The organism is Bradyrhizobium liaoningense, assembly GCF_018130825.1.
GTDB lineage: Bacteria > Pseudomonadota > Alphaproteobacteria > Rhizobiales > Xanthobacteraceae > Bradyrhizobium > Bradyrhizobium liaoningense_B.
Genome location: NZ_JAFCJS010000002.1, coordinates 966,047 through 986,821, shown reverse-complemented (window position 1 = coordinate 986,821; position 20,775 = coordinate 966,047). Strand labels below are relative to the sequence as shown.

The following is a 20,775-nucleotide window of genomic DNA, read 5'->3' as shown; positions in this document are numbered from 1 at the left end:
GTCAGGCAAAGTGACCAGCGTCAGCTCAACCAGCAGCAGCACAAGTTCCGGCGTCACCGTCACCACGAGCGGGACGACCAATTCGAGCAGCATCGACTGGTCCGCGCTGATCCAGTCCGCAGTCGACGCGAAAACCGCGCAGGCGGACACGATCTCGACCACGATCACGAACAACGAGGCCAAGATCTCGGCCTATCAGACGCTGCAGACCGATCTGCAGACGCTGTATTCGGGCCTGTCGTCGCTCTCGACCGCGGTGGTCAACTCGCTCTCCAGCAGCGCGTTCGCGACGCGCGCCGCGAGCATCAGCTCGACCGGCGATGTCAGCGCCTCGTCGGCGCTCTCCATGACGATCAAGAACGGGGCTGCGATCGGCGACCATACGCTGACGATCAGTCAGCTCGCGACCGCACACAAGGTTTCCGGCACCGCGCAATCGAGCCAGACCGACGAGCTCGGCTATTCCGGCACGTTTTCCATCGGCCTTTCGGGCGGTGCTACGTCCGACATCACCGTCACCAGCACGATGTCGCTGCAGGACGTCGTCGATGCCATCAATGCACAGACCTCGACGACCAACGTCCAGGCCTCCATCGTGCAGGTCTCCAGCACGTCGTACCAGATGGTGCTGACCGGCACCGAGGATGCGGCCGATATCACTTATTCCAGCACGTCCGGCGACGACATCATGAACGAGCTCGGCGTGACCGACAGCTCGGGCAGCTTCACCAACGTCATCCAGGAGGCGCAGTCGGCCGAGTTCACGCTCGACGGCATCTCGATGACCCGCGATACCAACGACATCTCGGACGTCCTGAGCGGGGTCACCTTCAGCCTGCTCCAGGCGACGCCGGACGGAACCTCGCTGAACATCAGCATCGAGACCGATACCAGCCAGATCGAATCGGCGCTGGAGACGTTCGTCACCAACTACAACGCCTTTCGCGACGAGGTCGTCGCCCAGCAGGCGACCGCAACCGACGGCACAGCGGATTCAAGCGCGGTCCTGTTCGGCGACGGCACGATGCGCAACATCATGGATGCGCTCCAGAACGCCCTGAACAGCACCGTGGGCGACATGACCATGGCCGATCTCGGCCTGTCCTTCAACGAGAAGAACGAGCTCGAGCTCGACACCTCGACGCTGTCGGATATCCTGAGCACCAATCTGAGCGGCGTGACCAAGCTGCTGTCGGCGCAGACCACGACGTCGTCGAGCCAGCTCAGCGTCGTCAACACCGGGACGTCGCCGCAATCCTTCACGCTGGATCTCACCGTCGATTCCGACGGAAATCTCACCGCGGCCTCGGTCGGCGGCGATTCCTCGCTGTTCACGGTCAGCGGCACCACCATCATCGGCGCCTCCGGCTCGATCTATGCCGGTATGGCCTTCACCTATAGCGGTTCGACCTCGCAGTCGATCACGGTGACCTCGACCACCGGGATTGCATCGCAGATCTATCAGATCGCGAAGAACTATTCGTCGTCGTCAGGCGCGCTGCAAACGCAGATCACCAGCCTGACCAACCGCGACGACGAGCTTCAGCAGAAGGTCGACGACATCAACAGCGCGGCCTCGACGCTGCAGTCGCAGCTCCAGACGCAATACGCGAAGTACCAGGCCGCGATCGAGAGCGCCAACAGCACGCTCGACTATCTCAAGGCCCTGCTCAATTCCAGCTCGAGTGATTGATGATGCATAATCCGATGGCGTACATGGCCAACCAGGCCTATCGGGGAACGGCGACGACCGTGCCGCCGCTCAAGGCGGTCTCGATGCTGCTTGGCGGCACGATCACGTTTCTGCAGAAATCGCTGGCGGCCCAGGAGGCGCGGCGCTTCGAGGAAGGGCACGACTACCTGATGAAGGCGACCGCGATCCTGCGCGGGCTCAGCCACAACCTCGACTTCGCCAAAGGCGGCGACGTCGCGGAGCGTCTGTTCCAGACCTACAACGCGATGATCCTGGCGAGCCTCAAGTCCTATGGCCGTCCGCACGCCCGCCAAAGTTTCGGCCGCATCATCGCCGGGCTGACCGAGCTGCGGGAGGCCTGGGAATTCGTCGACACGACCGTGCGGAGCGGCAAGCCTGGGCCAGCCGATTCGGCCCGCAAGGGCTGACGACGCCTGCTCCTCCGCGACGCGGGGAAGGCAGGGTGCCGTTTCCACCGCTTTCCGTAGCGCCGCGGGCGCTTTTGGCGCCCGAGGCCGTTGAAATCCGGTTTCCGCCGCGCCTGCAATGCTTTATGACGAGCCTGACCGAGGCGGGATCGGCGGGCGATGGACGTCACCGAGTTTGAGGAACTGATCGATCGGCTGGGCGAGGATCTCTCCCTCTGGCCCGACGACCGGCGTTTGCCCGCCGAAGCGCTGCTGGCGCAATCCTCCGCCGCGCAGGCCCTGCTGGACGAAGCGCGCGCGTTGCGCCAGGCGCTTACTGCGCCCCCGGTCCGTGCGCCGAAGGGCCTCGCCGACCGCATCGTCGCTGCTGCTGCGAAAATGAAAGGCGACACCGCCGAGCCGCGCACGGAAGGCGAGACGGCGGAGAGCTGAACGGCCTCTCTCGACTAGAACTCGTTTCTTGCTTCGCCTCTCCCCGCTTGCGGAGCGAGCGAGCGCAGCGTCACCGACGATGCAAATCACCTTGAACTCACCGCTCTTTTAAGACGCGCACGCGGCAGATTTTGCCGTGTCGAAAGCCATTTTCTCACGCGCGAATCCTCGCCTGAATCCGCGCGTCCACGCGTTTCATCAGCACACAGATTTCAAGCGCCGCGACCCGACACCGGCTCGCCGACCGCGCAAGAAAGCGGAGTTTCTGATGACCGTTTCCGCCGTAAGTTCAGCGACGACCGCGACCACGACGACGTCGTCGTCGAGCACGTCATCGAGTTCGTCGCTGACGTCGAGCGACTTTCTCAGCCTGCTCGTCAGCGAGCTCCAGAACCAGGATCCGCTGAACGCGACCTCGACCACCGACTTCATCAACCAGCTCACCTCCTACGCCAATTTCACCCAGCAGGAGTCGATCAACTCCAACATGTCCTCGCTCGCGAGCTCGTTCTCGAGCCTCGTGACGCTGAACTCGGTGAACTATATCGGCCACACCGTCGAGGCGAAGACCGACACCTCGACCCTGAGCAACGGCTCGGCAACGTTCGGCTATTCGCTGTCCTCGGCGGCTTCGAACGTCTCGATCAGCATCTCGGACTCCTCCGGCAACGTCGTCTACACCGGCACCGGCACGGGAAACTCGGGCTCGAACACCTTCACCTGGGACGGCAAGGATTCAAGCGGCAATCAGCTCTCCGACGGCAGCAAGTACACCATCTCGGTGACCGCGACTGATAGCGCCGGCAACTCGGTCCTCAATTACACGACCGTCACCGGCACGGTGACCGGCATCGACACCTCGACGTCCACGCCTTCGCTGACGGTGAACGGCGTCGCCGTCAGCGCCGCCAACATCCTCGGCGTCACGTCCTGATCTCAAGGCCTGCTTTTCTAGGAGTTTCATCATGAGTCTCACCGGTGCATTGTCCTCGGCGATCTCGGCGCTCAGTGCGCAGAGCCAGTCCCTGTCGATGATCAGCGACAACATCGCCAACTCCGATACGACCGGCTACAAGACGACGTCGGCGATGTTCGACGCGCTCGTGACGGCTTCGAGCAACACCACCTCCTACGCGTCGGGCGGCGTCACCGTCTCGGGCCGTTCCAACATCACCCAGCAGGGCCTGCTCGCCGCGACCTCCAATGCCACCGACGTCGCGATCCAGGGCTCGGGCTTCTTCGTGGTGACCAGTGCCACGTCCGGCGGCATCACGTCCTATACCCGCAACGGCGCCTTCACGATCAACAATGCCGGCTATCTCGAGAACAGCGGCAGCTATCTCGAGGGCTGGCGCACCGATGCGGACGGCAATGTCGTCGGCAGCGAATCGGCGAGCAATCTCGAGGCCATCAACACCCAAATCGCCTCGACCAGCGGCAGCGCCACCACCAAGACCACGATTGCGGCCAATCTGCCGTCGGATGCCGCCACAGGCGACACCTATACCAGCTCGATGACGGTCTACGATTCGCTCGGCGCGGCGAATACGATGCAGATCACCTGGACCAAGACCGGCACCAACGCCTGGAGCGCGAGCTTCGCCAATCCGACCTCGACCTCGGACACCACGACCGCGACGGGCACCGCCTCGGGCACGATCGACATCACCTTCAACAGCGACGGCTCGCTGGCGAGCACCAGCCCGGACCCGGCAACCGTCTCGATCACCGGCTGGACCGACGGCGCGGCCGACAGCACGATCACCATGGATCTCGGCACGGTCGGCGGCACCGATGGCCTGACGCAATATGCCTCCGGCGAGACCACGCCGTCGGTCAACGTCACCAGCATCGACTCGGACGGCCTCTCCTACGGCAAGCTGTCGAGCATCTCGATCGGCGACGACGGCCTCGTCAACGCGACCTATTCCAACGGCGAGACCATTGCGATCTACAAGATCGCAGTTGCGACCTTTGCCGATCCCAACGGGCTCGCCGCGTCCAGCAACGGACTCTATTCGGCGACCGTTACGTCGGGCAATGCCTCGCTGCAGGGCTCCGGCGAGAACGGCGCGGGCACGATCTACGGCAGCGAGCTGGAGTCCTCGACCACCGATACCTCGAGCCAGTTCTCGAGCATGATCTCGGCGCAGCAGGCCTATTCCGCCGCGTCCCAGGTCATCTCCACCGTCAACAAGATGTACGACACCCTGATCTCGGCGATGAGGTGAGCGATGGCCGGTGAAAAGGCAAACGCGGCCGGCGAAGCGCTGTTGCGCCGAATGCAGCGGCTGTTGGCGCGGGCCGCGACCGTCAGGGGCCGTGACCGCAAGCAGCTCCTCGCCCTGCTCGACGACGTCGAAACGACACGCCGCGGTCTCCTGCGGGAATGCGCGGAGATCGAGGGCGAGATGAGGCAGGCAACCGTCAGGGCGACCGCGATCGGTGCGTATTTGCGCAGCTCGCAAGTCCGCCGCGGCAACCGGCATAACTAGAAGAAGGCGATGACCATGAGTGTAGCCCAGGCCAAGATGACGAACGCTGCGAATGGCGACGTCAGGATCAAGTCGCTGATCACGCTGATCGACACGCTGACCGCGCTTGTCGCCGAGGAGAATGCCGAGCTCGCCAAGGGCCTGCCTGCCTCGCGCCTGAAACAGGTCGACGAGAAGAACCGGCTGGCGGAGATGTTCGAGCGGACGGTGGCCGAATGCGCGGCGGGCTCGACCAGCCTGCATGTGCGCGACCTCGTCCTGCGCGAGCAGCTGATGGACAAGATCCTGAAGCTGCGTGTGGCGATGGACGAGAATCTGGTGCGGCTGCGCGCGGCGATCGAAGCCAGCAACCGCCGGATCGAGGCGGTGATGCAGGCGATCCGCGAGCAGATTGCCGCGGTGTCGCCCTATGGTGCCTCCGGCCGCGTCGCCGCCGCTCGGGCGGTCTCCAGCGGCACCAGCCGCAGCGCCTGACGGTTCGAGGAGCCCGCCGTGTCACTCGATATCGCACGATCGATCGCTTTCAGCGGATTGTCGGCGACGTCCGTGCAGATCAGCGTGACGTCGTCGAACATCTCGAACGCCGACACGACGGGCTATACCAAGAAGTCCGCAAGCCAGTCGAGCAGCGTCACCAACGGCGTCGGCACCGGCGTCACGGTGACGGGCATCACCTCGACGGTCGACAAGCTACTCTTGAAGTCGCTGGTCGGTGCGGATTCCGACCTCGGCGCGGCCGACACCACCAACACCTATCTGACGTCGCTCCAGAAGCTCTACGGCTCGATCAGCAGCAGCGACGATTCCTCGTCCGGGACCTCGCTCGCCAACAGCATTGCATCGCTGGAATCGGCGCTCTCGTCGCTGGCGAGCACGCCGAGCAGCGCCTCGCTGCAATCCAACGTCGTCAGCGCGCTCGACGACGTCGCAAGCCAGTTGCGGGAGACATCGAGCGGGATCCAGAAGCTGCGCTCCGACGCCGACCAGGACATCGCGTCCTCGATCGACGACGTCAACACGGACCTGCAGCAGATCGCGGATCTCAACGCCCAGATCAAGCAGACCGCGGCGGCGGGCCAGTCGACGGCGGACCTGGAGGACCAGCGCAACACCGCGCTCCAGGATCTCGCCTCGAAGATGAACATCAGCTATTTCACGGCATCGAACGGCGATCTCCAGATCTACACCACGTCCGGCCAGGCGCTGGTGGACTCGTCCGCGCACACGATCAGCTATACCGCCGCCGCCAATGTGACGGCGGCGACGACCTACTCGGCCGGCTCGTCGTCGAGCGGCTTCAGCGCGATCACGGTGAACGGCGTCGACATCACCTCGCAGATCACCGGCGGGGACATCGGGGCGCTGATCACGCTCCGCGACGACACCTTGCCGGACGCGCAGTCGCAGCTCGACCAGCTCGCACAGCAGCTTGCTTCGGCGATGAACAGCGTCTCGAATAGCGCCTCCTCGGTGCCCGCGCCGACGAGCCTGACCGGCACGACATCCGTCACCAGCAGCATGGCGCTGTCGGCCACCGGCACGGTGCGCCTTGCCGTCACCGACCAGAGCGGCAACCTGGTCTCTTACAGCGATCTCGACCTGTCGTCCTATGCCACGGTCGGCGATCTCGTCACCGCCATCAACGGCATCTCGGGCCTGTCCGCGTCGGTCGATGCGGACGGCCATCTCTCGATCACCGCGACCGGCTCCGGGAACGGGGTCGCCATCAACGAGATGTCGAGCTCGGTGGGGAGCTCCGGCGAGGGATTTTCCGAGTATTTTGGCCTCAATGACCTCGTGACGGGAACGAGCGCGGCGGATATCGCGGTCAACAGCAAGATCCTGTCCGGAACGAACGAGCTGCAGCTCGCGACGCTGGATTCGTCGTCGACGCTGACGGTCGGCAGCACGGTGCTGTCCTCGGGCTCCGCCACCGTGATCAATGCCTTCTACGACGCGTTGACGGACTCGCGGACCTTCGCGTCGACCGGCGGCCTTGCCGCCACCACGGGGTCGCTGGCCGATTACGCTTCGGCCATCGTGTCCGATGTCTCGAGCAAGGCCTCGCAGGCGTCGGCCGACTACACCTCCAAGGAGACGGCGCAGTCGACCTACGCGAATTCGCTGTCGTCGCAGTCCGGCGTCAACCTCGACGAAGAATCGGCCAATCTCAGCACGCTCCAGAACAAATATTCGGCGGCTTCGGCCCTGATCCAGGCCATCAACTCCATGTACTCGGCGCTGCTCACCGCCGTGCAGTCGACGTAAGAGGGCACGCGGATGGTCGCGATGCGGGTTGCCACCTTCGCCCAGTCGAACAGGATGATCGCCGACGCCATGCGCGTGGAGTCGGTCATGGCCAACAAGCAGATCCAGGAATCCTCGGGCGTCGTCTCGACCGATTTCGGCGGCTACGGCTCCGATGCTCAGCACGTCGTCAATCTCCAGGTCTCGGTGACGCGCGCGCAGTCCTATATCGATGCCGCAACGCTCGCCGACAGCAAGGTCCAGGTGATGTATTCGGCGGTCGGCTCGGTCACCGACATCCTCACCCAGCTCCGCTCCCAGCTCAGCGCCGCCTCGACGGGGAGTTCGACCGAGGTGAATTCGGTGATCGGCTCCGCCCAGCAGATGATGGAGCAGATGGGCTCGTTGATGAATACGCAATATGACGGCCAGTACGTCTTCGCCGGCGGCAAGACGGAGACGGCCCCGGTCGATCTCACGACCTTTTCAACCGGCACCGGCTCGACGACCACGGCGGACACCAGCTACTACAATGGCGACAGTGAGATTGCATCGGTGCGGGTTGCGGCCGACGAGACCGTGTCCTACGGCGTCACCGCCGACAATTCCGCATTCGAGGAGGTGATGCGTGTGCTGAAGTTCGTGGCCAACAGCACCACGCTGTCGTCCTCGGACATCACCAGCGCGCTGGATCTCGCCAGCACGGCCCTCGACGACACCGCGGCGGTGCAGGCAAAGCTCTCCAGCGCCGCGTCCTCGATCGAGACCGCCAGCGCCCGCCAGACCGACTATAAGAGTTATGCCGAGACGCTCTCGAACGACCTCACCAGCGTCGACGTCGCCGCCATCACGGCGCAGCTTTCGACCTACCAGACGCAGCTCACCGCGTCCTATTCGGCGCTCGGCAAGATCCTGAGCATGAATCTCGCGAGCTACCTGAAATAGGACGGGCTCATTCGGCGGCGATGCGCTCCATTGCCATGGTACGAAGCCTGGCGCGCTGGATCTTGACGCCATTGGCGCTGTCGGTGACGGGGAAGGCGTCGACGAGATAGATCCTCGCGGGCACCTTGTAGCCGGCGAGCCGCTCGCGCAGACGCGCGGTCAGAGCCTCCTGCTGCGGCGGCTTCTTTGTCGGGATCACGAAGGCGACGCAGCGCGCCTGGCCTTTCAGGTCGACCGCGACGACCTGGGCATCGGCAACACCCGGGCAGGACTTGAGTTCGTCCTCGATCTCGCCGGGCGCCACGAGAAAACCGCCGAGCCGCATCGCATCGCCTGCGCGGGTCTCGTAGACGAAGGCACCGTCGCCGCGCAGCCGGCCGATGTCGCCGGTGCGGAAGAACCCGTCGGCGGTGATCGCGTCGCGTGTCGCATCCGGATTGTTGAAATAGCCGAGGAAGCGCGAGGGCGCGCTGATCTCGATCTCACCGGAGACGCCGTGGGCCGCGAGCTCGCCTGTCTCGGTGTCCCGGATGCGCACCTTCGCCTCCGCCGACATCGGCCAGCCGCCGCCCTCGATGCGATCGGCAAAGGCGTCGCTGGCACGGCCAATCGAGAACAGCGCCTGCACCTCGCTCGAGCCGTAGAGGCCGAACAGCGGCAGGCCGCGGGCCTCGGCCTCTGCAGCCAGCTCGCGCCAGCCGGGCTGGAACGCGGCGAAACCGCAGAGTTCGAGATGCGGAAACGGCCGCGGTGCATCGGTAAGGGCGAGGATGCGGCGAAACATCTCGTCCGAACCGAACGAATGGGTGATCTTCTGCGCTTCGAGGATCTTCAGCGCCGGCGCGGCCTCAAAGGCGTCGAGCACATGGACGGTCGCGCCCGCCGCGATGAAGCCGAGCAGGCTCGTCATGCCGAACGTGCCGCAGAACGGCAGCATCGCCAGCAATGAATGACGCTGCGGCGAGAGTGTGAGTGCCCTGGCGACGGAGGTCGCGTGCGTGGCCAGCGTCCGCTGCGAATGCGCGACGAGTTTTGGCCCCTTGGTCGTACCCGACGTCGTGTAGAGCAGCACGGGCAGGTCGATGTCATTCTGAGCCGGCGGGGCGGCCGGATAAGACCGGCCGAACGCGTCGAACCGCACGCAGGGCCAGTGCGCCGAAATCGCGTCCGCGCCGACCACCGCAAGCTTCTGCAGTGCTGGCGCCTCGGCCTTGGCGACATCGGCGAGAATGGCGGCAAAATCGATCGAGCGGAATGCCGCCTCGACCACCATCAGCCTGGCGCCGGACACCTTGAGCAGATGTGCGACTTCCGCGCCGCGGTAGCGCGTGTTGACAGCGGCAACGATCGCGCCGAGGCGGGCGGCGGCGAACAGCAGCGCGATCCACTCGATCCGGTTGACCAGCCAGACCGCGACGACGTCGCCCTTGCCGATGCCTTGGGCCGCAAGCCAGGCCGCGGTCTGCTCGATCTTCCCCTGGAATTCTGCGCGTGAGACCGGCACGCCGTCGAACACCAGGGCCGGATCGGCGGCGTCTTCGATCCGGATCAGCGATTGCAGCGAAAAGTCGTCGGTGCTCATGGCAACCGGAGTAACCCGATCGCGCAAACCTGTCTACTTGGTGCCGAACATCCGGTCGCCGGCGTCGCCCAGGCCCGGCACGATATAGCCGTGGTCGTTCAGGCGCTCGTCGATCGCGGCGGTCCAGACCGGCACGTCGGGGTGTTCGCTCTGGAACTTGGCTATGCCCTCGGGCGCGGCCAAAAGGCACACGAAGCGGATGTCGCGGGCACCGCGGTCCTTGAGCAGGGACGCGCCGGCGCAGGCCGAGTTGCCGGTCGCCAGCATCGGATCCATCAGGATCACGGTGCGGTCGGACAGGTCCTGCGGTGCCTTGAAGTAATATTCCACGGCCTGCAACGTCTCGGGGTCGCGGTAGAGCCCGATATGCGCAATGCGCGCCGAGGGCATCAGCGCCAGCATGCCGTCGAGGAAGCCGACGCCGGCGCGCAGGATCGGCGCCAGAGTGAGCTTCTTGCCGGCGATCTTCGGCGCCTGCATCGCCGCGATCGGCGTCTCGATCTCGACCAGCTCCAGCGGCAGGTCGCGCGTCACCTCGTAGCCGAGCAGCATCCCGATCTCGTTCAGGATCTCGCGAAAGCTCTTGGTCGAGCGGTCCTTCTCCCGCATCAGGGAGAGCTTGTGCTGGACCAGGGGGTGGGCGACGACGTTGACGCTGCTTGTGCTCATGAAACCGCTCTACACGGTTCCGTGAAATTGCGCCAGATCGGGCGGCTTTTTTCCGCGGGATACGGACCCCTCAGGCAGGCACCGCGACCGCGCTGCGCGCCCGGTTGCTTGCCTCATAGGCAGCCATGGTCAATTCACGGTCGATCGCCGCCCGCATGGCATCCATGGTCGGCTGGCGCAGGCGCTTCTTTGCGATCGCATGTGATGGCTTGTGGATCGCACGCAAGACCGCGATGATCTCCTCGAGGGCGTCATCGATGGCCTCCGGCGCAACCACGCGGTCGAGGAAGCCCGCCGTCTGCGCCTCGTCGGGCTTGTACATCTCGCCCAGCGTTGCGGTACGGCTGAGCCAGGCCGGATGCACGCGGCTGCGCGCGAGCTCGATGGCGAAGCTCGGCGGGGCGATGCCGATCGCGACCTCGTTCAGTCCCATGCGGTGTGGCCCCCGCGCGCCCAGCCTGACGTCGCAGGCGAGCAGCAGGAATGTCCCCATCGGAAAGGCATGGCCCTCCATCACGCCGATGGTCGGATGCGGAAACGCCATCAGCCGCAGCGCAAGCTCCGCGCCGACCCGGACCATCTCGAGGCTTTTGGCGGCATCGCCCGAGGCGAACACTTTTAGGTCGAAGCCCGCGGAAAAAATGCCCGGCCGCGCCGAGCGCAGCACCACTATCTCGGCTTCCTTTTCGGCGCGGTCGAAGGCGGCGCCGATCCCGCCCAGCATCGCGGCCGACATCACATTGACCTTGCCGTCGTCGAGGACGATCCGGGCCACGCAGTCGTTCAACTCGTAGGTCACTCCCTCAGGCATCTGCCTCTCCCTGTCGTTGTCATGTCTTGACTGTCGGAGGTTGATGTAGACCAATCAATATAATTTTCGACCGAAAGGAGAGCGCCATGCCGGCCGTGCCAAAGCACCGCCAACCCATCATCAATGCTGCGGTGACGCTGTTCCGCCGCCAAGGATTTGCCCGCACCGGCCTCAACGATATCGTCGACGTCAGCGGCGCGCCGAAGGGCTCGCTCTATCACTACTTTCCCGACGGAAAATCCTCGATCGCCGTGGCGGCGGTCGGGGAGGCCGGCCGCCGTGTGGCGGAAACCGTCGCAAAGCTTGCGGAAGAATGCGGCTCGACCGGCGAGCTTCTGCGCGCCCATGCCCGGCTGCTGGCGGGGTGGATGCGGGGCTCCGGCTTTCGCAACGGATGCCCGATCACGACCGTACTGCTCGAGCTGGCACCGCGCGAGCGCGCGGTTGCGGAAGCCGGACGTAAGGCCTATGCGGCTCGGATCGCACTTCTCCGCGACAGGCTGATTGCGGATGGGTTCGCAAGGCCGCGGGCGGAAGCGCTTGCCGTGCTCTGCACGTCGGCGCTCCAGGGGGCGCTGATCCAGGCCCGCGTCGAGCGCAGCGGCAGGCCGATCGAGGTCACGGCGGCGGAACTGGCCCGGCTGATCGAGGCGGAAGCAAAGAGGTGAGGGCTAGACTCCAAACCCGCGCGCGACGAGCGTGATCACGATCGTCAGGATCGCGCCCCAGACCAGGCTCAGCGTCATGGTCAGGATGGTCGTGGTGACGGCGTGCTCGAGATTTCCCTTCAGGAGCTGCACGCTACTTGTCCTGGGCGGGCGTTGTACCGAAGCGCATGCCGAGCAGCAATGCACCCATCAGCGCAACCAGGATGGCGATCTTGAGTTCGATCATGTCGTCAGCCTTGCGACGATGCGCGTAAGAAGCCGCCTGGCTCCTTCCGCCAGCACGATGACGGGATTGCCGCGGTTCTCGATGTCGAGCTCGAAGCTTTCCAGGGGGAACACCAGGGCGCAGCGCGCCGGCGCGCTCTGGCGGTTGGCGAAGTCCACCGCCGAGCTCTTGAACAGGAACAGACCGCCGACGCGTCCATTCGCTTCGCGCGCCACCCAGAGGCCGGCGCGGTTGCGTCCAATGAAGAAGGCGGGGATGGCGGCACTGACGACATCCGGATCGAGTGGCTTGAGCGTCGATGCCGGTCCATGCGTGGTGTTGGCCTGGTGACGCGAAGCCTGAATGGCAATTGCGGCCATGGCGGCCTCCTCACACATCTGCAAGGTCATGATGGCCTCCCGGCCGGTCAGGCATGAAGGTGCCAGACATAGATTGCCGTCCTCAGCGCGATCAGCGCGGTGAGCGCGCTACCCATCGAGAGCAGCGTCAGCGCGCCGATGGCGAAACGTTTGAGCTGCGTCTTGCGTGCCTCGGAAATGCGGGCCGGATGCTCAGGCACGAAGGGGTGGTCAAGGCCATGTGTCAGGATCGACATTTCTTCAGTCCTTTTCCGGTGCGGCGAGACGGCCGCTCCAATCTGCCTTCCATGATGACCATCGCGGCGTATGATTGCGAGGTGACCACTGCGGCTGCTGTATAGGAAAGTCATAAAGGCGCCGGCGGTCGCGCCGGCAGCCCCCTGAAGAGGTTCGGGTCGCGTTTCGGTTGCGGTCTGGATCGTGCCGGCTTCGCTCGCGCGAGCCCCACGGCGGCGGCGAAGGCGAGCCGTAGCCGCGGCTCGTCGATCTGCTTGCAGAAGCAGTCCAGGATCGCCGCCGCGTCCTGCCGCTGGCCGCAGATGGCCGCGCAGAGATGGGAACTGGTGCGTCGGAAGAAGTGCAGCGAGTCCTGGCCGCTGCGCCGGCTGCCAAGACGATCGAGCTCGGTTGCGAGCGCGGCAACATTGAGCCGGTCGGAATCGCTTCGCGTTACGGCAAAGCGCAGCATGGCCAGTTGCCAGGCGCAGAGCAGCCTGTGATGGTCGTCGATTGATGGAGGCATGCAAGATCCGAACGGCGGCGCGAGGCGTCAGGCGCCGACGCTGTCGATCAGTTCCTCGTCGGCGATCGCGGCGAAGGCGCGTACCACTTCCCTCTGCGCGGCCGCGTCCAGCGGCACGATCGGCAGCCTTGTCGCCGGCGACATTAGACCCAGCACGCTCAGGGCGCTCTTGACCGCCGCCGGACTGTCCTTGGAAAGGCAGGCGATGAGCGGGGTGAGGCGCTTGTGCAGGTAACGTGCCGACTGCAGGCGGCCTTGCCTGACCTGCGAGAAGATCGTGCGACACAGATCGGGGGCGATGTTGGAGACTTCCGAGATCGCGCCGTCGCCGCCGCTTGCGATGGTGCCGAAGGCGGTGACGTCGTCGCCGGAGAGCAGGCGAAAGCCGGCCGGCAGCAGCCGGTTCAGACGCATCGGGCGGGTGATGTCGGCGCTTGCGTCGCACAGGCCGACGAACTGGCGGGACTCGACGAGACGCAGCAGCGTTTCGTCGGCGAGCGGGCGCAGCGTGCGGGCGGGAACGTCGTGCAGGATCACGGGCAGGCCGATCGCGCCGGCGATGGCGCGGAAATGCGCGAGCATTCCCTCCTGCATCGGCTTGTTGTAGGCGGGCACCACCGCCATGACGGCGTCGGCGCCGGCCGCTTCCGCACGCCGCGCAAGTTCGATGGCGTGGCTGGTGGCATTCGACACCGTCCCGGCGACGATGCGCGCGCGGCCGCGGACGGCCTCGACCGCGGTGCGGATGACGAGCTCCTGCTCGGCCGGGGAGAGCGTCGGCGCCTCTCCGGCCGTCTCGCAGACCACGATTGCGGGCACACCGGCTGCGACCTGGCGCTCGCAGAGCGCGGCGAACGCCTCGACATCGATCGCGTCGGCCGCGTTGAACGGCGTCGGCAGGTCCGGAATGAAGCCGGTGAACCAGGCTGAGGGAGGGATGAACATGGTCTTTCGCCTGTTGGCGCCGGCTCAGGCGGCGCGCTGCGAGACGATGATGTCGGGGCGCTTGCCCATGTCGAGCTCGAGCTCGCGCGGCAGCTCGACGATGGTCTCGGGATGCTGTCCGTTCTCGAACAGCGCGTATTTGACGGCCTGGGCGCGGCTGACGAACAGGCCGCCGTAGAGGCCGTTCTGCTCCTGCGCAACCCATTGTCCCCGGCGGTTGCGGCCGATGAAGACGATGGTCGAAGGGGAGCTGCACGAGGGAGGTTCGACGAGTTTCACGGATGTATTCCTTCCGATTGACGCCGGTGGCGAGCGCGAGCCCGCAACCGTCCGATCAATATCTGTTCAAGCGAATATGATTTCGAGTGAGGCACTGCGGCGATCTCATAGGAAGCTCATAAAGCGTTCCGTTCAGCTCTGCTCGTTGACAAGGTGAACCAGCGCGAACAGCGCCCCGAATGCCGCGCATTCGTCCCAATGATTGAGGACGGCGCCAAACAGCTGCTCGCGCCTGAGAACCGCGACGGCGGCGCAGAGGATGATCGACATCCAGAGCAGGGCGGCGAGGCTGCGGCCGAAGCCGATGCTGCCGAACGCCGCAAAGGCTCCGAGGAGGACGACGCGCACGGCAAAGCGCGCGATCACCCGCGCCGGGCTCAGAGCCCGCGACGTGTTCGAAGATTGCGGCAAGGCGCGAACCTGTCCGGCTGGCTTAGCTGAAATTCTCGCAGGCAACCGGCTCGTAGAGCGAATCCGGGACGGGGCGCACGGTGGGAACGCTTGGCCGCGATACCTCCACGGCCAGCGCCTGCACCTCGATGAACGCCGACAGCAAGGCGAGCGCGAGGTCGCCATGGTGTGCCTCGATCGCGGCGTCCAGCCAGTCCGGCAGTTCGCGCTCGCGCGAGAGCGCGCAATGCCACTCGCCCTCGTCATAGGCGATGCGGCGGACCTGCCACAGCGGCAGCTCGAACTCCATCAGCGCCAGCGCCGCGTCGGTCCAGGCTTCCGCATCGATCAGGCGCTGGACGCGTGCCCTGCGTTCGCCCTGGCCCAGCGACGGGAGGCGCCGGCAGGACTTGACGATCTCGAGCATCAGCGGCCGCGTCATTGCCGGTGCCGCGCGAAGCTGCCGGGCGAGGGAAGGTGGGTCTATGCGTCGGAGAGCAGCGGTCATGTCAGGCCTCCTGGAAGTGGCGTCGGTCAGTCGGCCGGCCTCTCCAAGATGGCTGGAAGGACATTTGAAAACGAGATGGGGACCGGGCGAGAGATATAGGGATTTCATAAGTGCCCGGATTCTTCCGGGTCAGACCGATAGAGTCCGGATTACCGTCTCCGCCGAGGTGGAGGCTTATGGAAGCAGGGCGTTTTGAAAAGACCTGAGGCGCGGCCTGCCGTATCAAGGGAGGGCAAAGGCGTCGGTGGATTGCGTCGCTGCACCGCCTGCACGGAGCGTGCTCCCGGAAATGCGTTGTCGGTGTCGCATGGCGGATGGCACGACGTGCCGGCCTTTATGAGATTCCTATAACGTCGCCATAGGCCTCATCTCGAAAACCTATGTGCGCAATGGCACTTCAGCGCGGTGAAGTTCCCGGCCGGAGAGACACGTGCTGCATTCGCTCGAAGCAAGCGGCCTACCGGGAATCCGGAGACAGGCAATGCCGGATATCGTCTCGTATTGAGGAGTATCGCCATGATGGACATTCTGATGCTGGCGCTGGGCTTCGCCTTCTTCGCCCTCGCGATCGGCTACACCTACGCCTGCGAACGGCTGTGACGGAGCGCGCCATGATCTTCGATTACGCGCTTGCCGGCGCCGTCTCGTTCGGCCTCCTGGTCTATCTCACCTACGCGCTGCTGCGGCCCGAGCGGTTCTGAGTCGTGCTGCTGCTTGTCGAATTGCTGCTGGCCGACGCCGTGCTCGTCGCCGGCCTGCTTGCGCTGCTCCTGCCGCTTTTGCGCTGGACACAATGCCTGAAGGGTTAATGCCATGACTGTGATCGGTTGGCTCCAGATCATTCTCTACTGCGCGATCATCGTCGCGCTCACCAAGCCGCTCGGCTGGTACATGACGCGCGTGTTCAACGGCGAGCGCACGTTCCTGTCGCCGGTGCTGCGCCCGATCGAGGCCGGCATCTACTGGATCTCCGGCGTCGACGAGAGGCGCGAGCAGCACTGGCTGACCTATACGGTCGCGATGCTGCTGTTCCATGTCGGCGGCTTCCTCATCATCTACGCCGTGATGCGGCTCCAGGCCGTGTTGCCGTTCAATCCGGCCGGGCAGGGCGCGGTTGCGGAAGACCTCTCCTTCAACACCGCGATCTCCTTCGTCACCAACACCAACTGGCAGAATTACGGCGGCGAGAGCACGCTGTCATATCTCGTCCAGATGCTCGGCCTGACGCACCAGAACTTCCTGTCGGCGGCAACCGGCATCGCGCTCGCGGTGGCCCTGATCCGCGGCTTCTCGCGCGCCTCGGTTCGCACCGTCGGCAATTTCTGGGTCGATGTCACGCGCACCACGCTCTATGTGCTGCTGCCGATCTGCGTCGTCTACACGCTGTTCCTGGTCTGGCAGGGCATGCCGCAGACGCTCGGCGCCTATGTCGATGCGACGACGCTCGAGGGCGCCAAGCAGACCATCGCAGTCGGCCCGGTCGCCTCGCAGGTTGCGATCAAGATGCTGGGGACCAACGGCGGCGGCTTCTTCAACGCCAACGCCGCCCATCCCTTCGAGAACCCGACCGCGCTGTCGAATGTCGTGCAGATGCTGTCGATCTTCCTGATCGGCGCGGCCATGACCAACGTGTTCGGCCGCATGGTCGGCAACCAGCGCCAGGGCTGGGCGATCCTCTCCGTCATGGGCGTCCTGTTCGTCGCCGGCGTCGCCGTCACCTATTGGGCCGAAGCGAACGGCACCTCGACGCTCCATGCTCTGGGCCTGACCGGCGGCAACATGGAAGGCAAGGAGGTCCGCTTCGGCATCGTCGCCTCCTCGCTGTTCGCCGTGATCACGACGGCGGCGTCCTGCGGCGCGGTCAACGCGATGCATGACAGCTTCACTGCGCTCGGCGGCATGATCCCGCTGATCAACATGCAGTTAGGGGAGATCATCATCGGCGGCGTCGGCGCAGGTCTCTACGGCATGCTGCTGTTCGTCGTGCTCGCGATCTTTGTCGCCGGCCTGATGGTCGGCCGCACGCCGGAATATGTCGGCAAGAAGATCGAGGCCCGCGAGGTCAAGATGGCGATGCTCGCGATCCTGGTGCTGCCGCTGATGTATCTCGGCTGGACCGCGGTCGGCGTGGTCTATCCGGCGGCGGTCGCCTCGATGGCGAATGCCGGCCCGCACGGCTTCACCGAGGTGCTCTATGCCTTCACCTCGGCGACCGGTAACAACGGCTCGGCCTTCGCAGGGCTCACCGGCAACACCTTCTTCTACAACCTCACGCTCGCATCGGCGATGTTCGTCGGCCGCTTCTTCATGATCGTCCCGGCGATGGCGATCGCGGGCTCGCTCGCGGCCAAGAAGTCGATTCCGCCGTCGGCGGGTACGTTCCCGACGACCGGCGGGCTGTTCGTCGGCCTCGTCGTCGGCGTGATCCTGATCATCGGCGGCCTGACCTTCTTCCCGGCACTCGCGCTCGGCCCGATCGTCGAGCACCTCGCGATGAACGCCGGCCAAGTCTTCTGACTCTGACTGTTTGGAGTGACCTCCATGGATACGATGAAACTGCAAAAACGCGCCCCGATGTCGGCGATGCTCGATCCCAGGATCGTGCTGCCCGCGATCAAGGCGTCCTTCACCAAGCTCGACCCGCGGCTGATGGTGAAGAACCCCGTGATGTTCGTGGTCGAGATCGTGGCCGCGCTCACCACCGTGATCTTCCTGCGCGACATCGTCACGGGCGGGGCGAGCCTCGGCTTCACCTTCCAGATCATCCTCTGGCTGTGGTTCACGGTGCTGTTCGCCAACTTCGCTGAAGCCGTTGCGGAAGGCCGCGGCAAGGCGCAGGCCGAATCGCTGCGCAAGACCCGCACCGAGAGCCAGGCCAAGCTCCTGACCGGCGCCGGCCAGGCCTTCAAGCTGGTCCCGGGCACCAGCCTGAAGGTCGGCGACGTCGTGCTGGTCGAGGCGGGAGATACCATTCCCTCCGACGGCGAGGTGATCGAGGGCGTCGCCTCCGTCAACGAGGCCGCCATCACCGGCGAGTCCGCGCCCGTGATCCGCGAATCCGGCGGCGACCGCTCGGCGGTGACAGGCGGGACGCAGGTGCTGTCCGACTGGATCCGCGTGCGCATCACCGCGGCGCAAGGCTCGACCTTCATCGATCGCATGATCAAGCTGGTCGAAGGCGCCGAGCGGCAGAAGACGCCGAACGAGATCGCGCTCAACATCCTGCTCGCCGGCCTCACCATCATCTTCGTGTTCGCCACCGTTACCATTCCGAGCTACGCGGCCTATGCCGGCGGCTCGATCTCGGTGATCGTGCTGGTTGCGCTGTTCGTGACGCTGATCCCAACCACGATCGGCGCGCTCTTGTCGGCGATCGGCATCGCCGGCATGGACCGCCTGGTGCGCTTCAACGTGCTCGCCATGTCAGGCCGCGCGGTCGAAGCCGCCGGCGACGTCGACACGCTGCTGCTCGACAAGACCGGCACCATCACGCTCGGCAACCGGCAGGCGACCGCGTTCCGTCCCGTTCGCGGCGTGACCGAGCAGGAGCTGGCGGACGCCGCCCAGCTTGCCTCGCTCGCCGACGAGACCCCGGAAGGCCGCTCCATCGTCGTCCTGGCGAAGGAGAAGTATGGCATCCGCGGCCGCGACATGGCCGAGTTGGGTGCCACCTTCATCCCGTTCACGGCGCAGACCCGCATGAGTGGCGTCGATGCCGGCGGTTCGTCTGTGCGCAAGGGCGCGGTCGATGCGATGCTGAACTATGTCGGCGGTGGCGCGCCGCTGGCGGTTGCCTCCGGCAATGCCGCCCGCGCGATCCAGCCCGCCGGGCTCTCGGAGGTCGGCCGCGAGATCCAGACCATCGCCGACGAGATCGCCAAGGCCGGCGGCACGCCGCTTGCGGTCGCCAAGGACGGCAGGCTGCTCGGCGTCATCCAGCTCAAGGACATCGTCAAGGGCGGCATCCGCGAGCGTTTTGCCGAGCTGCGCCGCATGGGTATCCGCACCATCATGATCACCGGCGACAATCCGATGACTGCCGCCGCCATCGCGGCCGAGGCCGGCGTCGACGACTTCCTGGCGCAGGCAACCCCCGAGGACAAGCTCAAGCTGATCCGCGACGAGCAGGCCAAGGGCAAGCTGGTGGCGATGTGCGGCGACGGAACCAACGACGCGCCGGCGCTCGCCCAGGCCGATGTCGGCGTCGCCATGAACACCGGCACGCAGGCCGCCCGCGAGGCCGGCAACATGGTCGACCTCGACTCCAACCCGACCAAGCTGATCGAGGTGGTCGAGATCGGCAAGCAGCTCCTGATGACGCGCGGCGCGCTGACGACGTTCTCGATCGCCAACGACGTCGCCAAATACTTTGCGATCATCCCGGCGATGTTCCTGGCGTTCTATCCCCAGCTCAACGTGCTCAACGTCATGAGCTTGTCGAGCCCGCAGAGCGCCATCCTGTCGGCGATCATCTTCAACGCGTTGATCATCATTGCGCTGATCCCGCTCGCGCTGAAGGGCGTCGCCTATCGCGCCGTCGGTGCCGGCGCGCTGCTCCGCCGCAACCTCTTGATCTACGGGCTTGGCGGAATCGTCATTCCCTTCATCGGCATCAAGGCGATCGACCTCGTCGTGACCGCCTTGCACCTGGCTTGATCGCCATCGTGCGGGACGCGCGGCGTCCCGCACGATGACGAAGATTTTGGAGACGTAACATGCTCAGAGAAATCCGCCCCGCCATCGTCCTCTTGCTGGTGCTCACCGCCATCACGGGCCTGGTCTATCCGCTGGCGATGACCGCCATTGCCGGCGCGATCTTCCCCGCCAAGGCACAGGGCAGCCTGATCGAGAAAGACGGCAAGGTGATCGGCTCCGCGCTGATCGGGCAGGAGTTCAAGGAGGACAAGTATTTCCACGGCCGCCCCTCGGCGACTCTGGCCCCGGACCCGAATGATTCGACCAAGACGGTGTCGGCGCACTACAACGCCGCCAATTCGGGTGGCTCCAACCTCGGCCCGAGCAGCAAGGCGCTGGCCGACCGGCTGAAGGAGGATGTGGACAAGCTCAGGGGCGAAAATCCGAACGCGCCCGTGCCGGTCGACTTGGTGACCACCTCTGCCAGCGGCCTCGATCCGGACATCTCGCCGGAAGCGGCGGAATTCCAGGTGTCGCGCGTCGCCAAGGCCCGGAATATGCCGCAGGACGCTGTGAAGCAGATCGTGGCTGCCAACGTTCAGGGCCGCTTGCTCGGCCTGCTGGGCGAACCCCGCGTTAACGTACTGGCGCTGAACCTCGCGCTGGATCGCGCTGCAGCCAAGTAGCAGTCTAGGCTCGCGGCGCGCAGATGATTATATTG

Annotated in this window: 25 protein-coding genes; 14 read left to right on the top strand and 11 right to left on the bottom strand. The window is 65.3% G+C overall.

The features are described from left to right. Positions 1-10 precede the first annotated feature (10 nt). The 9 genes from fliD to JQ603_RS12995 all read left to right on the top strand — a co-directional run bounded on the left by fliD (position 11) and on the right by JQ603_RS12995 (position 8,240). Positions 11-1,693 carry a flagellar filament capping protein FliD gene (fliD, locus tag JQ603_RS13035; protein ID WP_212339855.1) on the top strand — a complete coding sequence of 561 codons (1,683 nt, stop codon included), beginning with the start codon at positions 11-13 and terminating at the stop codon, positions 1,691-1,693. After that, positions 1,693-2,121, top strand: a complete 429-nt coding sequence (gene fliS, locus JQ603_RS13030; protein ID WP_212339854.1) for a flagellar export chaperone FliS — start codon at positions 1,693-1,695, stop codon at positions 2,119-2,121. The genes fliD and fliS overlap by 1 nt, the downstream gene beginning before the upstream one ends. 159 nt (positions 2,122-2,280) lie before the next feature. Then, positions 2,281-2,553 (top strand): hypothetical protein, encoded by a 273-nt coding sequence (locus JQ603_RS13025; RefSeq protein WP_212339853.1) that lies wholly within the window; start codon positions 2,281-2,283, stop codon positions 2,551-2,553. 268 nt (positions 2,554-2,821) lie between these two features. Continuing rightward, positions 2,822-3,487: a flagellar hook assembly protein FlgD gene (locus JQ603_RS13020; RefSeq protein WP_212339852.1), complete on the top strand. Its 666-nt coding sequence runs from the start codon at positions 2,822-2,824 to the stop codon at positions 3,485-3,487. Positions 3,488-3,518: 31 nt separating this feature from the next. Beyond that, the gene (flgE, locus tag JQ603_RS13015; RefSeq protein ID WP_212339851.1) at positions 3,519-4,784 is read left to right on the top strand and encodes a flagellar hook protein FlgE; all 1,266 of its coding nucleotides are present in this window, start codon (positions 3,519-3,521) and stop codon (positions 4,782-4,784) included. Between the two features lie 3 nt (positions 4,785-4,787). Then, positions 4,788-5,048 carry a hypothetical protein gene (locus JQ603_RS13010; RefSeq protein ID WP_212339850.1) on the top strand — a complete coding sequence of 87 codons (261 nt, stop codon included), beginning with the start codon at positions 4,788-4,790 and terminating at the stop codon, positions 5,046-5,048. A gap of 15 nt (positions 5,049-5,063) precedes the next feature. Next, the gene (locus JQ603_RS13005; protein WP_433996639.1) at positions 5,064-5,522 is read left to right on the top strand and encodes a flagellar protein FlgN; all 459 of its coding nucleotides are present in this window, start codon (positions 5,064-5,066) and stop codon (positions 5,520-5,522) included. Between the two features lie 18 nt (positions 5,523-5,540). Beyond that, complete coding sequence (gene flgK / locus JQ603_RS13000; RefSeq protein ID WP_212339848.1) at positions 5,541-7,316, top strand: flagellar hook-associated protein FlgK; 1,776 nt, start codon at positions 5,541-5,543, stop codon at positions 7,314-7,316. Between the two features lie 12 nt (positions 7,317-7,328). Next, complete coding sequence (locus JQ603_RS12995) at positions 7,329-8,240, top strand: flagellin (protein ID WP_212339847.1); 912 nt, start codon at positions 7,329-7,331, stop codon at positions 8,238-8,240. Between the two features lie 7 nt (positions 8,241-8,247). Here JQ603_RS12995 and JQ603_RS12990 read toward each other — a convergent pair whose 3' ends face one another. The 3 genes from JQ603_RS12990 to JQ603_RS12980 form a co-directional block, all read right to left on the bottom strand. Continuing rightward, complete coding sequence (locus JQ603_RS12990) at positions 8,248-9,822, bottom strand: AMP-binding protein (RefSeq protein ID WP_212339846.1); 1,575 nt, start codon at positions 9,820-9,822, stop codon at positions 8,248-8,250. A 33-nt stretch (positions 9,823-9,855) separates the two neighbouring features. Beyond that, positions 9,856-10,491 carry a uracil phosphoribosyltransferase gene (gene upp, locus JQ603_RS12985; RefSeq protein WP_212339845.1) on the bottom strand — a complete coding sequence of 212 codons (636 nt, stop codon included), beginning with the start codon at positions 10,489-10,491 and terminating at the stop codon, positions 9,856-9,858. 70 nt (positions 10,492-10,561) lie between these two features. Continuing rightward, positions 10,562-11,302: a crotonase/enoyl-CoA hydratase family protein gene (locus JQ603_RS12980; RefSeq protein ID WP_212339844.1), complete on the bottom strand. Its 741-nt coding sequence runs from the start codon at positions 11,300-11,302 to the stop codon at positions 10,562-10,564. 86 nt (positions 11,303-11,388) lie between these two features. Here JQ603_RS12980 and JQ603_RS12975 point away from each other — a divergent pair, with 86 nt between their 5' ends. Then, a complete protein-coding gene (locus JQ603_RS12975; protein ID WP_212339843.1) occupies positions 11,389-11,970 on the top strand; it encodes a TetR/AcrR family transcriptional regulator in 582 nt (193 codons plus the stop codon). Positions 11,971-11,973: 3 nt separating this feature from the next. Here the strand turns inward: JQ603_RS12975 and JQ603_RS38295 are convergent, their stop codons facing one another. From JQ603_RS38295 to JQ603_RS12940, 8 genes are all read right to left on the bottom strand, one after another. Further along, positions 11,974-12,102: a hypothetical protein gene (locus JQ603_RS38295; RefSeq protein ID WP_271585473.1), complete on the bottom strand. Its 129-nt coding sequence runs from the start codon at positions 12,100-12,102 to the stop codon at positions 11,974-11,976. A gap of 90 nt (positions 12,103-12,192) precedes the next feature. Next, positions 12,193-12,585, bottom strand: coding sequence for a hypothetical protein (locus JQ603_RS12970; protein WP_212339842.1), 393 nt, complete (start codon positions 12,583-12,585; stop codon positions 12,193-12,195). 17 nt (positions 12,586-12,602) lie between these two features. Then, the gene (locus JQ603_RS12965; protein WP_212339841.1) at positions 12,603-12,791 is read right to left on the bottom strand and encodes a hypothetical protein; all 189 of its coding nucleotides are present in this window, start codon (positions 12,789-12,791) and stop codon (positions 12,603-12,605) included. Positions 12,792-12,901: 110 nt separating this feature from the next. Then, positions 12,902-13,243 carry a hypothetical protein gene (locus JQ603_RS12960; protein ID WP_245003561.1) on the bottom strand — a complete coding sequence of 114 codons (342 nt, stop codon included), beginning with the start codon at positions 13,241-13,243 and terminating at the stop codon, positions 12,902-12,904. Positions 13,244-13,324: 81 nt separating this feature from the next. Next, positions 13,325-14,242 carry a 4-hydroxy-tetrahydrodipicolinate synthase gene (gene dapA, locus JQ603_RS12955; protein WP_212339839.1) on the bottom strand — a complete coding sequence of 306 codons (918 nt, stop codon included), beginning with the start codon at positions 14,240-14,242 and terminating at the stop codon, positions 13,325-13,327. 24 nt (positions 14,243-14,266) lie between these two features. Continuing rightward, positions 14,267-14,521, bottom strand: a complete 255-nt coding sequence (locus tag JQ603_RS12950; protein ID WP_212339838.1) for a hypothetical protein — start codon at positions 14,519-14,521, stop codon at positions 14,267-14,269. A gap of 132 nt (positions 14,522-14,653) precedes the next feature. Then, on the bottom strand, positions 14,654-14,932 hold the full coding sequence (locus JQ603_RS12945) for a hypothetical protein (protein ID WP_212339837.1): 279 nt from the start codon (positions 14,930-14,932) through the stop codon (positions 14,654-14,656). 22 nt (positions 14,933-14,954) lie between these two features. Continuing rightward, the gene (locus JQ603_RS12940) at positions 14,955-15,419 is read right to left on the bottom strand and encodes a hypothetical protein (protein WP_212339836.1); all 465 of its coding nucleotides are present in this window, start codon (positions 15,417-15,419) and stop codon (positions 14,955-14,957) included. Between the two features lie 611 nt (positions 15,420-16,030). Between JQ603_RS12940 and JQ603_RS12935 the strand changes: the two genes are divergently transcribed. The 4 genes from JQ603_RS12935 to JQ603_RS12920 all read left to right on the top strand — a co-directional run bounded on the left by JQ603_RS12935 (position 16,031) and on the right by JQ603_RS12920 (position 20,740). Further along, positions 16,031-16,120, top strand: a complete 90-nt coding sequence (locus tag JQ603_RS12935) for a K(+)-transporting ATPase subunit F (protein WP_018641117.1) — start codon at positions 16,031-16,033, stop codon at positions 16,118-16,120. A gap of 112 nt (positions 16,121-16,232) precedes the next feature. Further along, positions 16,233-17,936 carry a potassium-transporting ATPase subunit KdpA gene (gene kdpA / locus JQ603_RS12930; RefSeq protein ID WP_212339835.1) on the top strand — a complete coding sequence of 568 codons (1,704 nt, stop codon included), beginning with the start codon at positions 16,233-16,235 and terminating at the stop codon, positions 17,934-17,936. A 24-nt stretch (positions 17,937-17,960) separates the two neighbouring features. Next, positions 17,961-20,075, top strand: a complete 2,115-nt coding sequence (gene kdpB, locus JQ603_RS12925) for a potassium-transporting ATPase subunit KdpB (RefSeq protein ID WP_212339834.1) — start codon at positions 17,961-17,963, stop codon at positions 20,073-20,075. Positions 20,076-20,134: 59 nt separating this feature from the next. Next, positions 20,135-20,740 (top strand): K(+)-transporting ATPase subunit C, encoded by a 606-nt coding sequence (locus tag JQ603_RS12920; RefSeq protein WP_212339833.1) that lies wholly within the window; start codon positions 20,135-20,137, stop codon positions 20,738-20,740. Positions 20,741-20,775 lie beyond the last annotated feature (35 nt).

Bases quoted from the DNA above. Each gene is read 5' to 3' on its own strand.
- fliS (WP_212339854.1), top strand. From the start codon at position 1,693: ATGATGCATAATCCGATGGCGTACATGGCCAACCAGGCCTATCGGGGA.
- JQ603_RS13025 (WP_212339853.1), top strand. From the start codon at position 2,281: ATGGACGTCACCGAGTTTGAGGAACTGATCGATCGGCTGGGCGAGGAT.
- JQ603_RS13020 (WP_212339852.1), top strand. From the start codon at position 2,822: ATGACCGTTTCCGCCGTAAGTTCAGCGACGACCGCGACCACGACGACG.
- flgE (WP_212339851.1), top strand. From the start codon at position 3,519: ATGAGTCTCACCGGTGCATTGTCCTCGGCGATCTCGGCGCTCAGTGCG.
- JQ603_RS13010 (WP_212339850.1), top strand. From the start codon at position 4,788: ATGGCCGGTGAAAAGGCAAACGCGGCCGGCGAAGCGCTGTTGCGCCGA.
- JQ603_RS13005 (WP_433996639.1), top strand. From the start codon at position 5,064: ATGAGTGTAGCCCAGGCCAAGATGACGAACGCTGCGAATGGCGACGTC.
- JQ603_RS12995 (WP_212339847.1), top strand. From the start codon at position 7,329: ATGGTCGCGATGCGGGTTGCCACCTTCGCCCAGTCGAACAGGATGATC.
- JQ603_RS12990 (WP_212339846.1), bottom strand. From the start codon at position 9,822: ATGAGCACCGACGACTTTTCGCTGCAATCGCTGATCCGGATCGAAGAC.
- upp (WP_212339845.1), bottom strand. From the start codon at position 10,491: ATGAGCACAAGCAGCGTCAACGTCGTCGCCCACCCCCTGGTCCAGCAC.
- JQ603_RS12980 (WP_212339844.1), bottom strand. From the start codon at position 11,302: ATGCCTGAGGGAGTGACCTACGAGTTGAACGACTGCGTGGCCCGGATC.
- JQ603_RS12975 (WP_212339843.1), top strand. From the start codon at position 11,389: ATGCCGGCCGTGCCAAAGCACCGCCAACCCATCATCAATGCTGCGGTG.
- JQ603_RS12970 (WP_212339842.1), bottom strand. From the start codon at position 12,585: ATGACCTTGCAGATGTGTGAGGAGGCCGCCATGGCCGCAATTGCCATT.
- JQ603_RS12965 (WP_212339841.1), bottom strand. From the start codon at position 12,791: ATGTCGATCCTGACACATGGCCTTGACCACCCCTTCGTGCCTGAGCAT.
- JQ603_RS12960 (WP_245003561.1), bottom strand. From the start codon at position 13,243: ATGCTGCGCTTTGCCGTAACGCGAAGCGATTCCGACCGGCTCAATGTT.
- dapA (WP_212339839.1), bottom strand. From the start codon at position 14,242: ATGTTCATCCCTCCCTCAGCCTGGTTCACCGGCTTCATTCCGGACCTG.
- JQ603_RS12940 (WP_212339836.1), bottom strand. From the start codon at position 15,419: ATGACCGCTGCTCTCCGACGCATAGACCCACCTTCCCTCGCCCGGCAG.
- JQ603_RS12935 (WP_018641117.1), top strand. From the start codon at position 16,031: ATGATCTTCGATTACGCGCTTGCCGGCGCCGTCTCGTTCGGCCTCCTG.
- kdpA (WP_212339835.1), top strand. From the start codon at position 16,233: ATGACTGTGATCGGTTGGCTCCAGATCATTCTCTACTGCGCGATCATC.
- kdpB (WP_212339834.1), top strand. From the start codon at position 17,961: ATGGATACGATGAAACTGCAAAAACGCGCCCCGATGTCGGCGATGCTC.
- JQ603_RS12920 (WP_212339833.1), top strand. From the start codon at position 20,135: ATGCTCAGAGAAATCCGCCCCGCCATCGTCCTCTTGCTGGTGCTCACC.